Here is a 12,675-nt window from a genome sequence, read left to right as displayed (position 1 = left end):
CGCACCGGAACCGGAGAAAGCCATCGCCACCAACGTGCAGCCCGCCGCGACGACCGTCCCGGAGCTCCTCGACGCCCGGGCCCTCGAACACCCGGACCACGTAGCGCTCCAGGTCGTCGGCGGCGGCGGACTCCGCTACCGCAGCTGGCGCGAGGAGGCGCTGCGCGCCGCCGCCGGCCTGGCCGCCGCCGGGGTGGGCCCCGGCGACCGGGTGGTGCTGCGCTTCGCCAACACGCACTGGGACCGGTACGCCGTCGCCTTCCTCGCCGTCCAGTACGCGGGCGGGGTGCCCGTACCCGTCCGCGAGGACCTGTCCGAGGCCGATGCCGCCGCCCTGGCCGCACTGGCCGGGGCGGGCGCGGTCCTGCGCGCGGACGGGGCGGCCGCCTTCCCCGGCCTGGCGGACCTCTGCCTGGACGGCCTGCTGGCCGCCCGCCCCGAGCCGCCGGACGCGCCGCCGCACCGGGTCGGCCCGGCCGACCCGGCCCAGGTGATCGGCACCTCAGGCACCACGGGCGCGCCCAAGGGCGTGGTCGCCGCGCACGGGAGCCTCACCGCGGGCCTGGACCCGCGCCCCCGCCGCCGCGCCTACGCCCACTCCCGGCACGCCCTGCACGCCTTCCCCATCGGGACCAACGCGGCGCAGGTGATGCTGCTCGGCGCCCTGACCGCGGCGCCCACCACGCTCAGCCTGCCGCGCTTCGACGCGGACGCGTTCGGGAAGGCGGTGGCGGAGTTCGCGGTCGGCACGGCCTTCCTCGTCCCGTCGATGGCGATCGAGCTGCTGAACGCAGGCACCCCCGGGCGGTACGACCTCAGCAGCCTGCGGCTGGTCAACTCCTCCGCCGCCGCCCTGCCCGTACCGGTGGCGGCCGCGCTCGCGGCGGCGCTCCCCGGTGCGACGCTGGTCAACACGTACACCTCCGCCGAGGCCTCGCCCGCGCAGGTGTCCACGGTGGTCGACACCCGCCGGCCCGGCTCGCTGGGCCGCCCGGCCGACCCCGGTGACCTGCGGATCCTCGATGCGGAGGGGCTGCCGCTGGCGGCCGGGCAGGTCGGCGAGGTCTGGCTGCGCCAGCCCGGTCCGCCGCGGGGCTACCTGGGCCCCGCCGAGCGGGGCGCCGGGGTGTTCCGGGACGGCTGGGTGCGGATGGGGGACCTCGGGCGGCTCGACGCGGACGGCTACCTGTACCTGGTCGACCGGGAGAGCGACGTCATCAAGAGCGGTGCGCTGAAGGTCTCCACGCTGCGGATCGAGGAGGTGCTGCACGAGCACCCCGACGTCGCGGACGCCGCCGCGCTGGGCCTGCCGCACCCCGTGATGGGCGCGGTCCCGGTGGCGGTCGTGGTGCCCGGGCCCGGCGGTCTGGACCCGGACGCGCTGCGGCTGTTCCTGAGCTCCCGGCTCAGCCGCCCCGAACTGCCGGTCCGGATCCTGCTCGCGCAGGACCTGCCCAGGAACCCGAGCGGGAAGGTGGTCAAGCACCGGCTCCGCGCGCTCTTCGACGGACCCGGTGCGGCAGCCGGGTCCGCCGGTCCCGCCACGGCCCCGGCCACCGCCACGGAACTGCGCCTGGCCGGGCTCTGGCGGCGGCTCCTCGGTCGGCCGGTCGCCGACGTGGCCGCCGAGTTCTTCGCGCTCGGCGGCGACTCGTTCCGCGCGGTGCAGCTCGCGTCCGCGATCAGCGGGGAGTTCGGGGTCCGGGCGGGCACCTCACTGGTCTTCGAGCGGCCCTCGCTGCGGTCCCAGGCGGCCTGGCTGGACGATCCGGACCGACAGCGGGACGCCGGACCCGCGGCGCCGGCCGGTGCGGACACCGTCACGCCGTACCTGGCCGCGCTGCGCGCACAGCCGCACGCCGTCGCGCTGACCTCGCAGCAGGAGAACTTCTTCCGCTGGATGGCCGAGGCCCCGGGCCGGGACGCCGGGGCGGTGACGGCCCTGTTCCGGGTGGCCGACCGGCTGGAGCCGGAGACCCTGGGGCGGGCCCTGACCGAGGCGGTCCGGCGCCATCCGGCGCTGCGGACCCGCTTCGAGCCGGCCGGTGAGGGCGTCGTACGGGCCGTCCTCGACGAGGAGCCCCGGGTGCGGATCACGCTGACCGACGCCCCGGGGGCCACGGACGCCGAGGTGGACGCGCTGCTGATCGCCGAGCGCGACCGCCTCACCGACCTGGCCCGGGACCCGATGGCCCGCCTCCTGGTGGTGAGCCGCTCGGAGACCGACCACATCGTGCTGGTCGCGATGCACCACATGGTCTCCGACGGCTGGTCGGTCGGTGTGCTGCTGGCCGACCTCGGGGTGTTCTACTCCGCGCTGCGGCGCGGCCGGACCGCCCCGCCGGCCCGCTCGGGGCCCGGGTACGCGGAGCTCGTCGACTGGGCGAACTCCCACTGGCCGGCCTCCCGCGCCCACTTCGGGAGGGCGCTGGCCGGGGCGCCGGAGGCCGTGGAGCAGTTCGCGGGACGGCGCGAGGTGGCCGAAGTCCTCACGGGCGCCTACGAGTTCGAGGTGCCGGCCGCGCAGGCCGAGGCCCTGCGGACCCGCGCGGCCCAGCTGGGCGCCACGCCCTTCCTGGCCGTGGCGGCGGCCTGGGGCGGACTGCTCGCGCGCCGCAGCGGCCGGCCCGACCTGGTGGTGATGACCCCGGTCCCGGGCCGCCCGCGCCCGGACTCCGAGCGGACGGTGGGCTGCTTCGTCCAGTCGCTGCTGCTGCGGGTGGACGCGAGCGGCGGCCCCGGGTTCGCCGAGCTGGTGGACCGGCTGCGGACGGTCTACAGCGAGGCCCTGGACCACCAGCTGTACCCGTTCGCGGAGTTCAGCCCCGCCGTCCCCTTCGCCGCCTGGCTCCGCTACGAGGCCTGGGCCGCACCCGCGCAGCTGCCCGGCCTGTCCTGCGGACCCTGGGAACTGCCCCGCGGCAGCACCGTGCCCTGGCCGCTGCCGGGCGGTGACCGCGGCGTACCGGAACTCACCGTGGTCGAACAGCCGGACGGCAGCCTGCGCTGCTGGCTCCAGTACAACACCCTGGCCTTCGACCTTCCGGTGATCACCGAACTGGCCGGGGAGTTCACCACCACCCTCACCGCAGCCTGCACCTGACCCGCCGCCCGTACCGGCGGGTTCGGGAGGCCGTCAGGAGCGTGTGGCGGTCGCCTGCCAGTCGCCCGTGCCGGGGTCCTGGTGAGCGAGGCCGAGACCGGCGAAGGCGTGCAGCCAGCCCTGCATGGGCCACTCGCCCCAGCGCCGGTGGAAGAGGGCCGCGTTGCGCAGGATGTCGTGGAGGTGCTGTACGGGCGGGTCCTGCACGGGGTGGTACTGGTGGTACGCCGGGGCTCCGCCGAGCCAGCACAGTTCCACTCCGGCGGCGTGCGCGAGGCGCGCGAAGTCCGTGTCCTCGCCGCCGTAGCCGTCGTACTCCTCGCAGAAGCCCCCGATGCGCCGCCAGGTGTCCGCGGTGAGGGCGAAGGAGAGGGACCAGAAGAGGTCGGGGTCGCGCGCACCTGCTCCGCCGTGATGCCGCAGCCGCCCGCTCCCAGCATGAGCAGGACGCGTCGCGGTCCGCCGAGCGGGCGGGGTACCGGTCGGCGGCCGTCGGCCCGGGAGAAGGCGCCGACGTACACGGTCTTGGCGTACCAGTGCGCCGGCCAGCCCGGTTCCGGTGCGCTGGACGGCCAGGGGGCGAGGAGGTGCAGCGCGAGGTCGTGGCCGAGCCGGTGCGCGGCATCGAGGCGGGTACCGCGCATGGCGGCCACGACGACGGGCACGCCCATGAGGCGGGCCAGGCAGGCCACTTCGACGGAGACGTCGCTCACCAGCAGCGAGGGGCGCGTCCGGCCGATCCAGGCGGCGACGGCGGCCATGCGCGCGGCGTAGCCCTCGTGGGACAGGGGTGCCCAGTGCAGGCGCCCCTGCGCCCCGGTGTCGTCCGCGGCACCGGCACCGGCTCCTGCACCGGTGTCCAGGGGGAGGGACACCCACGGGCCGGGCCATTCCGGCGGAGCGTCCAGGCTGGACGGGCCTGTGACGGCGGAGCGGGCCTCCCCCGCGATGCACAGGGCCCTGTGGAGGTGGCCCAGGCCCTGGTGGTGGACGTAGTAGCCGATCACGCCAGCAGCTCCTCGTAGAGGGCTTCGTAGCCGTCCGTCATGTGGTCGATGGAGCAGAAGGCCTCGGCCCGCTCGCGGCATGCCCGCCGGCTGAGCCCGCGGGCGGATGCGATCGCCTCGGCCAGGGCGGGGACGTCGGGGTACGGCCCGCCGCCCGGTCGGCGGGCAGGTGCTCGGCGGCGGCGAAGAACGCGTCCCGCGGCAGCATCGCCTGCTCGAGTTCCAGCGCGGGGGGCTGCGGGAGCCGCACCCCGGTGCGCGGACCGAACCCGTCGGACCCGGGCCCGTCCCCCGAGGCCGCCTCGGCCAGGGCGCGGAGCGCGGCGAGCAGGGTCTGCTCGGTCTCGTCGTCGTCGGCGATGGTGATCGACAGGCTCATCCGGCAGGTGTCCGAGCCGCCCACGTCGACGTGCCGGTGGGTGCGCAGCCACTCGACGGCCTGCATGCCGCTGATCCCCAGGGGCCGTACGTCGATGACGATCTTCAGGGGGTCGAGGTCGGCGGCCAGGCCCGCCCCGACGAGCTCGCGGTCCATGACGGGAAGGCCCGTGAGGTCCCGGATCTGGGAGCGGATGCGTGCGGCCCGTCGCAGGGCGGCGTCGAGGAGCTCGTGCCCGTGCTCGGCCATCTGGCGGCGCCAGCCGTCCAGGGTGGCGTAGACGAGGCTGGAGGCGCTGGTGGTGCCGAGGAGGTCCTCGCGCTGGGCGAGGACCTCGGGCGGGATCCGGTCGTACTGGAGGTGGAAGACGGAGCTCTGCTCGACGGCCGCGCCCATCTTGTGGACGCTGGTGACCACGAGGTCCGCCTCGTGGTCCATGCCCCAGGCGGGCAGCCCGTCGTGGAAGGGCAGGTGCGCGCCCCAGGCCTCGTCCACGATCAGCGGCACGTCCGCGGCGTGGCAGACGCGCGCGGTGGCGCGGATGTCCCCGCAGGTCCCCCAGTCGGTCGGGGTGATCAGCAGCATCCCCTTGGCGTCGGGGTGCTCGCGCAGCCGGTCGCGTACGTCGTCGGGCTGCGGCGGGTGCGCGAGGTGGCGCTCGGCGTCGAATCGGGGGTGCACCCAGACCGGGTCCACGCCGTTGACGATCACGGCGGCGATCACGGACTTGTGGGCGTTGCGCGAGATCAGGACCTTCTCGCCCGGGCCCGCGACGGCCAGCATGGCGGTCTTGACGGACAGGGAGCTGCCGCAGGTGGAGAAGAACGCCCGCTCGGCCCCGACGGCGTCCGCCATCAGCTCCTGGGCCCGCTCCAGGACCCCGTGCGCGCCCTGCACACGCGGGCTGTCTGCCGTCGGAGGGAATAGGGGAACGGGCCATGGACCAGTCGCGGGCACCGGTGCTGGAGGCGCTTTCCCGCGTCTGGCCGCCGCCCACCGCGCCCCAACCCGAAGCCTGCACGGACCCGCACGGGGAGGGCCTGCCGGCACTCGACCGCGGTGGGCGCTACCGGGGCCGGGAGCGGATGAGCACGTGCACGGCGCGCAGCGCCTCCTCGGACGAGCTGTGGACGGGCAGGGACGGCTCGTTGCTCCGGATGAGGGCGCGGACCGCGGGGCAGGGCGCGGCCGCTGCCATGGCGGTCTTCGCCCGTGCACAGTGGTGGGCCAGCCGCAGGACGACGGAGACCGTCGAGGCGGAGCCTGCTGCCGGGCCCAGGGTGACCACCAGCGCGGCGGGATGGTGCTCGTCGAAGAGTTCGTCGATCTCCTGGACCACAGCGGCCCGCCGTTCCGTGCCCACCGGCTCCCACACGGTGATGCCGAGGATGCTGCTCTCAGTGTGGAAGCTGCTCGCCCACTCCATGTACGCCTCCTGCCCGTTCGGTGCCGCAGTCGGCTTCCCGCAAACGCCGGCACCCGCAGCAAGGTCACGGAACCGGGGCACGGGTGTTGACGGCTCCCGCGCTCCGTACCGAAGGGCACCCCGCCACGTTGGCGATCTGCGGAGCACCGGCCGACGGGAACGGGCCCACCGCCGTGAACTCACGGGTGGGCCCGTGCCCGTCGTCCCCGGCAGCTGTCCCCTCAGACAGCCGGCGGGAACCTGTCCCAGGCCCGGTGCCCGGCCAGGGATGCGGCAACGGTCTCTACGGCGGCCGTGCCTTCCTCCGCCAGGGCGATTCCCGGGTCTTCTGCTGTGATGCCGACCGTTTCGAGGAGTTGCCGTACGCCGTTCCAGCCGCCGATGGCCTTGCCGTGCCGGTACGCCTCGGTGACGAGCAGCAGCACGCGCGGGTCGGCGGCCTGCGGGGGCCGGGCGGTGCCGGCCTTGGCGTCGCGGGCGCCGTACGCGTCCGCTCCCGCCCGGGGCACACCGGCGAGCAGGACGGCGTCGACTTCGGTGGAGCGGGCCGTGGCGTAGGTCCGCTGGACGGTGATCGGATCGCCGTCGGGGTCGAGGGTGCCGCCCGTGGGGGCGATGACCAGGGGCACCATGCCCGCGTCGAGGACGGCTTGCCTGGCGGCCCGTACGCCGTCCAGGTCGGCTTCCGCGTCGGCGATGATGCCGATGACGCGGCCGTCGGTCGGCCAGGTCCCGCCCGTCTGGGAGAGGGCCGGGCTGGGACCGGGCTCGGCGAGCGGCCCGGTGGCCGCGGGTGCCGGCAGTCCGAGTCCGGTGGCGACCTGTTCGCACAGCTGCGGGTCGATGTTCGCCAGGACCTGGAGCGTCCGTTCCTTGACGGCCTGCTCGTAGCACTTGTTCAGTTCGAAGGTGTACGCGGCGATGATGTGCTCGCGCTCGGGCGGGGTCATGCTGAGCCAGAACAGCCGCGGCTGGCTGAAGTGGTCCGAGAACGAGGCGGGCGCTTCACGGACCCTGCTCGCCGCCGGGACCTTCACCGGCGTCTCGACGAAGGCGCCCGTGTCGGCTCCGGCGAGGAAGGGGCAGCCTCCGTCGAGGCTGTTGGGGTGGTAGGGGGCGACTCCGGTGTGGACGGCGGTCTGGTGCATGCCGTCGCGGAGCATGTCGTTGACGGGGGCGTGCGGCCGGTTGATCGGGATCTGCCCGAAGTTGGGCCCGCCGAGCCTGCTGATCTGGGTGTCGAGGTAGGAGAAGAGCCGCCCGGCGAGCAGCGGGTCGTCGGTGACGTCGATTCCGGGGACCAGGTGCCCGGGGTGGAAGGCGACCTGCTCGGTCTCCGCGAAGTAGTTCTTGGTGTTGGCGTTGAGGGTCATGAGCCCGATGGGCTGGACGGGGGTGAGCTCCTCCGGGACGATCTTCGTCGGGTCGAGGAGGTCGATGCCTTCGAAGGTCTGCTCCGGGGTGTCGGGGAAGACCTGGATGCCCAGCTCCCATTGCGGAAAGGCGCCGGATTCGATGGCGTCGAAGAGGTCCCGGCGGTGGAAGTCGGGATCCGTCCCGCTGATCAGCTGGGCTTCCTCCCAGACCAGGGAGTGCACTCCCAGCTTCGGCTTCCAGTGGAATTTCGCCAGTACGCTTTCGCCGGCCCCGTTGACCAGGCGGAACGTGTGGACGCCGAAGCCCTCCATCATCCGGTAGGACCGGGGGATCCCGCGGTCGGACATGTTCCACAGCGTGTGGTGCGTCGCCTCGGTGTGGAGCGAGACGAAGTCCCAGAAGGTGTCGTGCGCGCTCTGCGCCTGCGGGATCTCCCGGTCGGGATGCGGTTTGCCCGCGTGGATGATGTCCGGGAACTTGACCGCGTCCTGGATGAAGAACACCGGAATGTTGTTGCCGACCAGGTCGAAGGTGCCCTCGTCGGTGTAGAACTTCGTCGCGAAGCCGCGTGTGTCGCGCACCGTGTCGGCCGAGCCGCGCGAGCCGAGGACCGTGGAGAACCTGACGAACACGGGTGTCTCCACGTCCTTCGCCAGGAAGGCGGCACGCGTCACCTCGCCTGCGGTCCCGTAGCCCTGGAAGACTCCGTGGGCCGCGGCGCCGCGCGCGTGCACCACCCGTTCCGGGATGCGCTCGTGGTCGAAGTGTGTGATCTTCTCGCGCAGGTGGTGGTCCTGGAGCAGGACAGGCCCCCGCGGCCCGGCCTTCAGCGAATGGTCGGTGTCGTGGAGCCGTGCCCCCTGGGCGGTGGTGAGGTAGGCGCCGCTCTGCTCCATGCGCGCCTGGTCCGCCCCGGTGGCCTGCCCGGTGGGGCTCACGGTCTCCGGGCCTTCCTGGTCCGCCTTCGGCGGGAGGGGCTCAGCGGGCCGCGTCGGCTCTGCCACGGCCGGGGACACCGGTCCCGGCTTGCCGGGCACCCCGTTCCCCTCCGACTCCGACCCTCCAGAGTTGTGCTTCGTGGTCATCGCGTATCTCCAAAAGTGGCGGGCTCCCGCGAGACGTCGGATCAGGAGGGGAAGAGCAGTTCGACGGCGCCGATCTGCTGCGGCAGAGGCCCGTGGTCGTCCTGCTCTTTCCGTCGTCGCGCTCGCGGATCGCGGGGGCGGGCATGTGGTCCCCCACCCTGCGCGTGCCCTGTACCGGGCCGACGAACCGGGCCTCCGGGTCTCGTCTTCGGCGGCCGCGGGACACCATCGGCGGCCGGACCCCGCACCTACGCGCACTGCCGCGGCTCCTACGCACGTTTGAAAGCGCGCCCCCTGCGCAGAAGCGACTCGACCTCGGCCTCTCACGAAGCAGGAAAGGCATCATGGGCATCATTGCGTGGATTCTCATCGGACTGCTCGCCGGCCTCATCGCCAAGGCGATCATGCCGGGCAGGGACCCCGGCGGCATCATCATCACCATGCTCATCGGCATTGCCGGAGGCCTCCTCGGAGGCTGGCTCGGCAAGGTCATCTTCGGCGTCGATTCCATCGACGGCTTCTTCGACCTCTCCACCTGGATCGCCGCCATCATCGGCTCCGTCATACTCCTGGCCCTCTACCGGCTGGCCGTCGGAGGCCGGCGCTCTCACCGGCACGCGTGATTGCGGCTGCCCTGGACTGCGTCGACGTCCTCACCGGCGCCGGCCGCACCGACCGGCCTGGGCCCTCGAACGGGCAGAGGGGCGGCGGGGCCCGGACACCCGGGCTCCGCCGCTTCGCAGTTCGCCGACTGCTCCCGCGTGGGGCCGCCCGGTAGCCGCACTCATGCGTGAGGTGCGGCGGGATCGGGGTACGCGCACCATGACCGTGGCACCACACCGCCGATGAAAGGGGTGCGTCATGCCCCGAGGTTCCAGCCCCAAGCGGGAGCGCCAGTACGAACACATCAAGGAGTCGGCCCAGAAGCGCGGCATGTCGGAGGACCGGGCGAAGGAGATGGCCTCCCGCACGGTGAACAAGGAACGCGCCCGGTCAGGGGAGAGCAAGACCGCGAGCCGCAGTTCCACCCGGGGAAAGTCCGCCCCGCAACACGGCGGCGAGAAGTCCCGTGGCGGCGGCAGCTCCTCCGAGCGCACCAAGGACGACCTCTACCAGGAGGCGAAGAAGCGCGGCATCGACGGCCGCTCCACCATGACCAAGCAACAGCTCAAGAACGCCCTCGGCCACTGACCGCCGGGGAGCGGGCGCTCAGGCGTTGACCTCGCGGCCCTCCGAACGAATCGACAGGTCAGCGCACCCTCCCCCGTGGCTTCAGGTGCGTCGGGGGGAGTTCCGGGGCCGGGATCGGAGGGCCGTCGTAGCCCTTCACCTCACCGAAGCGGGTGCCCTCCATCCAGTCCGCGCGGGCCTGGGCGATCTCCTCGTGGGAGCGGCCGATCCAGTTCCAGAACATGACGATCTCCTCCTCGAAGGGCTCGCCGCCCAGGAGCATCAGGCTGGTGTCGGAGGAGGCGCGCAGGGGGAGGGACGTGCGGCCGCAGCCGAGGTAGAGCATGGAGCCGGGGGGGACGGGGACGCCGTCCACGTGGGCGTCGCCGGACATCGACAGGACTGCGTACTCGAAGTCCGGGTCGAGGGGGAGGGACGTTTCGGTGCCGGCGGTGAGGGTGAGGTCGGCTCCGACCAGGGGGCTGTACGTCGCACCCGGGGAGGTGGCGCCGTCGAGGGAGCCGAGGATCACGGTGGCGGTCAGGCCGGGTGCGGTGACCTGCGGGAGTTCGGCGTGGTGCTGGAAGTGGGGTTCCACGTGCCGGTGGGCGTCGGGCAGGGCCACCCAGAGCTGGGCGCCGTGCAGGAAGCGGGCGTGCGGGCGGGGGCTCTCCTCGGAGTGGCTGATGGCGCGGCCCGAGGTCATCAGGCCGAGCTCGCGCGGGCGCACGGTCGCGAGGCTGCCGGTGCTGTCGCGGTGCAGCACCTCCCCCTCGTGCAGCCAGCTGACCGTCTGGAGTCCCATGTGGGGGTGGGGCGCGACCTGCATGCCGGGCTCGTCGGCGATGTCGTCGGGCCCGTAGTGGTCGACGAAGCACCAGGCGCCGACCATGCGGCGGCCGAGGTTCGGCAGCAGGCGGCGTACCTCGGAGGACTCCCCCAGCGGGACGCGGCGCGGGCTGAGGAGTTCCCGGACCGGTTCGGCGACGACGAATCCGCGGCCCCCGCACACCGAAAGCGAGGCCTGGCGATCGAGATTGCTCATGGGGGACAAAGTAGTACTGCCGGGGGCGGGGTGGAGGGTGTCCGGGCCGGGAGGAGGAGGGAGGGCACGTCGGCTCCGTGCGGGAGGCGGCGAACGGGGGCGTGGAATTTTGTGCCCCGGGCGGGGGTTGAGGGGGCAGAACGGCGCGCGGACTGCGCGCCGTCCGTACGGCAGACGGGAAGGGTGCAGGGCGCGATGAGCGAGAGCACGGCGTACTTCGAGCACGGGACGGCGGCGGAGCGCTGGGCGCGGGCCCAGCAGTTCTTCGAGGCGAAGGAGTACGCCACGGCCGCGCGCATCCTGGAGGGCCTGGCGGCCGGGGCCCCCGAGCAGCTGGCCCCGCGGCTGCTCCTCGCCCGCGCCCACTACCACTCGGCGCAGCTGCGGCGCGCGGAGGCCGAGCTGCGCGCGATCCTGGAGCGCTGGCCGGTGGAGGAGTACGCGCAGCTCATGCTGGGGCGGACGCTGGAGCGGCAGGGCCGGGCCCGGGAGGCCGTGCCGTACCTGCGGATCGCGGCGGCGCTGAACGGGGAGGCCGCGGAGCTGGGGAGGCCCGCCTCCCGGTAGACGGGCAGACGGGCGGGGTGGGCGGGCCCCGGCGGGCCGCCCCGCCGGGGCCCGGTTCCGGCCCCGGTTCCCGTGGGCCGGTCCCGGCGCCGGGCGGTGCGGTGCGGCGGGGCCGCCGTGCTCGGTTAGCCTGGCTGCACGATGACTGGCATGACTGGCGATGGCGCCACCGAGACCCGTTTCACGACCTCCTGGGGCGGGTTCGACCTGACCCGCTTCCCCGAGGACCCCCGCGACCGGCTGCGCGCCTGGGACGCCGCCGACGAGTACCTGCTGCGGTACCTCGCCGGAGAAGCCGGGGAGGAGGCGGGCGACGCCGGGCCCGGGGCCGTGGCGCTCGCGGGACGGCAGGTGACCGTGTCCGGCGACCGCTGGGGCGCGCTGGTCACGGCCCTCGCGGGCGCCGGTGCGGCGGGCCTGACCCAGGTCACCGACTCGTACCTGACCCGCGAGGCCACGGCGGCCAATCTGGCCCGCGCCGGGGCGGACCCCGCGGCGGCGCGGCTGCTGACCACCCGCGACGAGCCGCCGGCCCGGATCGACGTCCTGCTGGTACGGATCCCCAAGAGCCTGGCCCTGCTGGAGGACCAGCTGTACCGGCTGGCCCCGCACGTGCACGCGGACACCGTGGTGATCGGCACCGGCATGGTGAAGGAGATCCACACCTCCACGCTGAAGCTGTTCGAGAAGATCCTCGGCCCGACCCGGACCTCCCTCGCCGCCAAGAAGGCGCGGCTGGTGTTCTGCACCCCGCAGCCGCGGGAGGGAGCGGCGGCTGGCGCGGTCCCGCAGGCGGCGTCCGCCAGCCCCTGGCCGCTGGTGTACACCCTCGGCCCGGACGAGGGCGCGGCCGCCGGGCTGACGGTGACCAACCACGCCGGGGTGTTCTGCGCCGACCGCCTCGACATCGGCACCCGTTTCCTCCTGGCCCACCTGCCGCAGAGCCGCGGGCCGGAGCGGATCGCCGACCTCGGCTGCGGCAACGGCGTCGTGGGGACCGCGGTGGCGCGGGCCAACCCGGCCGCGGCCCTGGTGTTCACCGACGAGTCGTACCAGGCGGTGGCCTCGGCGGAGGCCACGTTCCGGCACAACCTGCCGGTGGGCGCGGCCGAGTTCCTGGTCGGCGACGGGCTCGCGGGCCTGCCCGCCGACTCGCTGGACCTGGTCCTCAGCAATCCGCCCTTCCACTCGCACCAGGCGATGACCGACACCACCGCCTGGCGGATGTTCACGCAGTCCCGGAAGGCCCTGCGGCCCGGCGGGGAACTGTGGGTGGTCGGCAACCGCCACCTCGGCTACCACCTGAAGCTGCGCCGGCTCTTCGGGAACTGCGAACTGGTCGCGGGCGACCGCAAGTTCGTGGTCCTGCGGGCCGTGAAGCGGCGCTGAGCCCCGCCCCCGCCGCGACCCCGCCGCCACCCGGCCGCAACCCCGACGCGGCCCCGACCGGGCACCGGAACCTCCCGCAGACGCGCAGCCGCCTGCGGGAGGTTCTTTTTCGTCCACCGTTTAGGTC

At 73.9% G+C, this 12,675-nt stretch carries 10 protein-coding genes; 5 read left to right on the top strand and 5 right to left on the bottom strand.

The window, feature by feature from the left end; translation table 11 throughout:
• The first annotated feature begins 34 nt into the window (after window positions 1-34).
• Window positions 35-3,103, top strand: a complete 3,069-nt coding sequence (locus ACZ7JZ_RS08440) for a class I adenylate-forming enzyme family protein (protein ID WP_470934739.1) — start codon at window positions 35-37, stop codon at window positions 3,101-3,103.
• 33 nt (window positions 3,104-3,136) lie between these two features.
• Here ACZ7JZ_RS08440 and ACZ7JZ_RS08435 read toward each other — a convergent pair whose 3' ends face one another.
• From ACZ7JZ_RS08435 to ACZ7JZ_RS08420, 4 genes are all read right to left on the bottom strand, one after another.
• Window positions 3,137-3,994, bottom strand: a complete 858-nt coding sequence (locus ACZ7JZ_RS08435) for a glycosyltransferase family 2 protein (RefSeq protein ID WP_470934736.1) — start codon at window positions 3,992-3,994, stop codon at window positions 3,137-3,139.
• A gap of 153 nt (window positions 3,995-4,147) precedes the next feature.
• On the bottom strand, window positions 4,148-5,386 hold the full coding sequence (locus tag ACZ7JZ_RS08430; RefSeq protein WP_470934733.1) for an aminotransferase class I/II-fold pyridoxal phosphate-dependent enzyme: 1,239 nt from the start codon (window positions 5,384-5,386) through the stop codon (window positions 4,148-4,150).
• A 169-nt stretch (window positions 5,387-5,555) separates the two neighbouring features.
• Entirely contained in the window at window positions 5,556-5,915 is a 360-nt protein-coding gene (locus tag ACZ7JZ_RS08425) for a hypothetical protein (protein ID WP_470934730.1), read from the bottom strand.
• 221 nt (window positions 5,916-6,136) lie between these two features.
• The gene (locus tag ACZ7JZ_RS08420; RefSeq protein WP_470934727.1) at window positions 6,137-8,377 is read right to left on the bottom strand and encodes a catalase; all 2,241 of its coding nucleotides are present in this window, start codon (window positions 8,375-8,377) and stop codon (window positions 6,137-6,139) included.
• A 344-nt stretch (window positions 8,378-8,721) separates the two neighbouring features.
• Between ACZ7JZ_RS08420 and ACZ7JZ_RS08415 the strand changes: the two genes are divergently transcribed.
• Together ACZ7JZ_RS08415 and ACZ7JZ_RS08410 are read left to right on the top strand one after the other, a co-directional pair.
• Window positions 8,722-9,000, top strand: coding sequence for a GlsB/YeaQ/YmgE family stress response membrane protein (locus ACZ7JZ_RS08415; RefSeq protein ID WP_470934724.1), 279 nt, complete (start codon window positions 8,722-8,724; stop codon window positions 8,998-9,000).
• A 238-nt stretch (window positions 9,001-9,238) separates the two neighbouring features.
• Window positions 9,239-9,568, top strand: a complete 330-nt coding sequence (locus ACZ7JZ_RS08410) for a plasmid stabilization protein (protein ID WP_470934721.1) — start codon at window positions 9,239-9,241, stop codon at window positions 9,566-9,568.
• A gap of 58 nt (window positions 9,569-9,626) precedes the next feature.
• Here the strand turns inward: ACZ7JZ_RS08410 and ACZ7JZ_RS08405 are convergent, their stop codons facing one another.
• Window positions 9,627-10,592, bottom strand: a complete 966-nt coding sequence (locus ACZ7JZ_RS08405; protein WP_470934718.1) for a pirin family protein — start codon at window positions 10,590-10,592, stop codon at window positions 9,627-9,629.
• Between the two features lie 195 nt (window positions 10,593-10,787).
• On the opposite strand from ACZ7JZ_RS08405, the gene ACZ7JZ_RS08400 reads away from it, so the two are divergent.
• Window positions 10,788-11,159 (top strand): tetratricopeptide repeat protein, encoded by a 372-nt coding sequence (locus tag ACZ7JZ_RS08400; RefSeq protein WP_470934715.1) that lies wholly within the window; start codon window positions 10,788-10,790, stop codon window positions 11,157-11,159.
• A gap of 150 nt (window positions 11,160-11,309) precedes the next feature.
• On the top strand, window positions 11,310-12,548 hold the full coding sequence (locus tag ACZ7JZ_RS08395) for a methyltransferase (RefSeq protein WP_470934712.1): 1,239 nt from the start codon (window positions 11,310-11,312) through the stop codon (window positions 12,546-12,548).
• Window positions 12,549-12,675: the final 127 nt, after the last annotated feature.

This window comes from Streptomyces sp. NPDC038213 (assembly GCF_055600495.1).
This window is presented reverse-complemented; position numbering and strand designations above follow the sequence as displayed.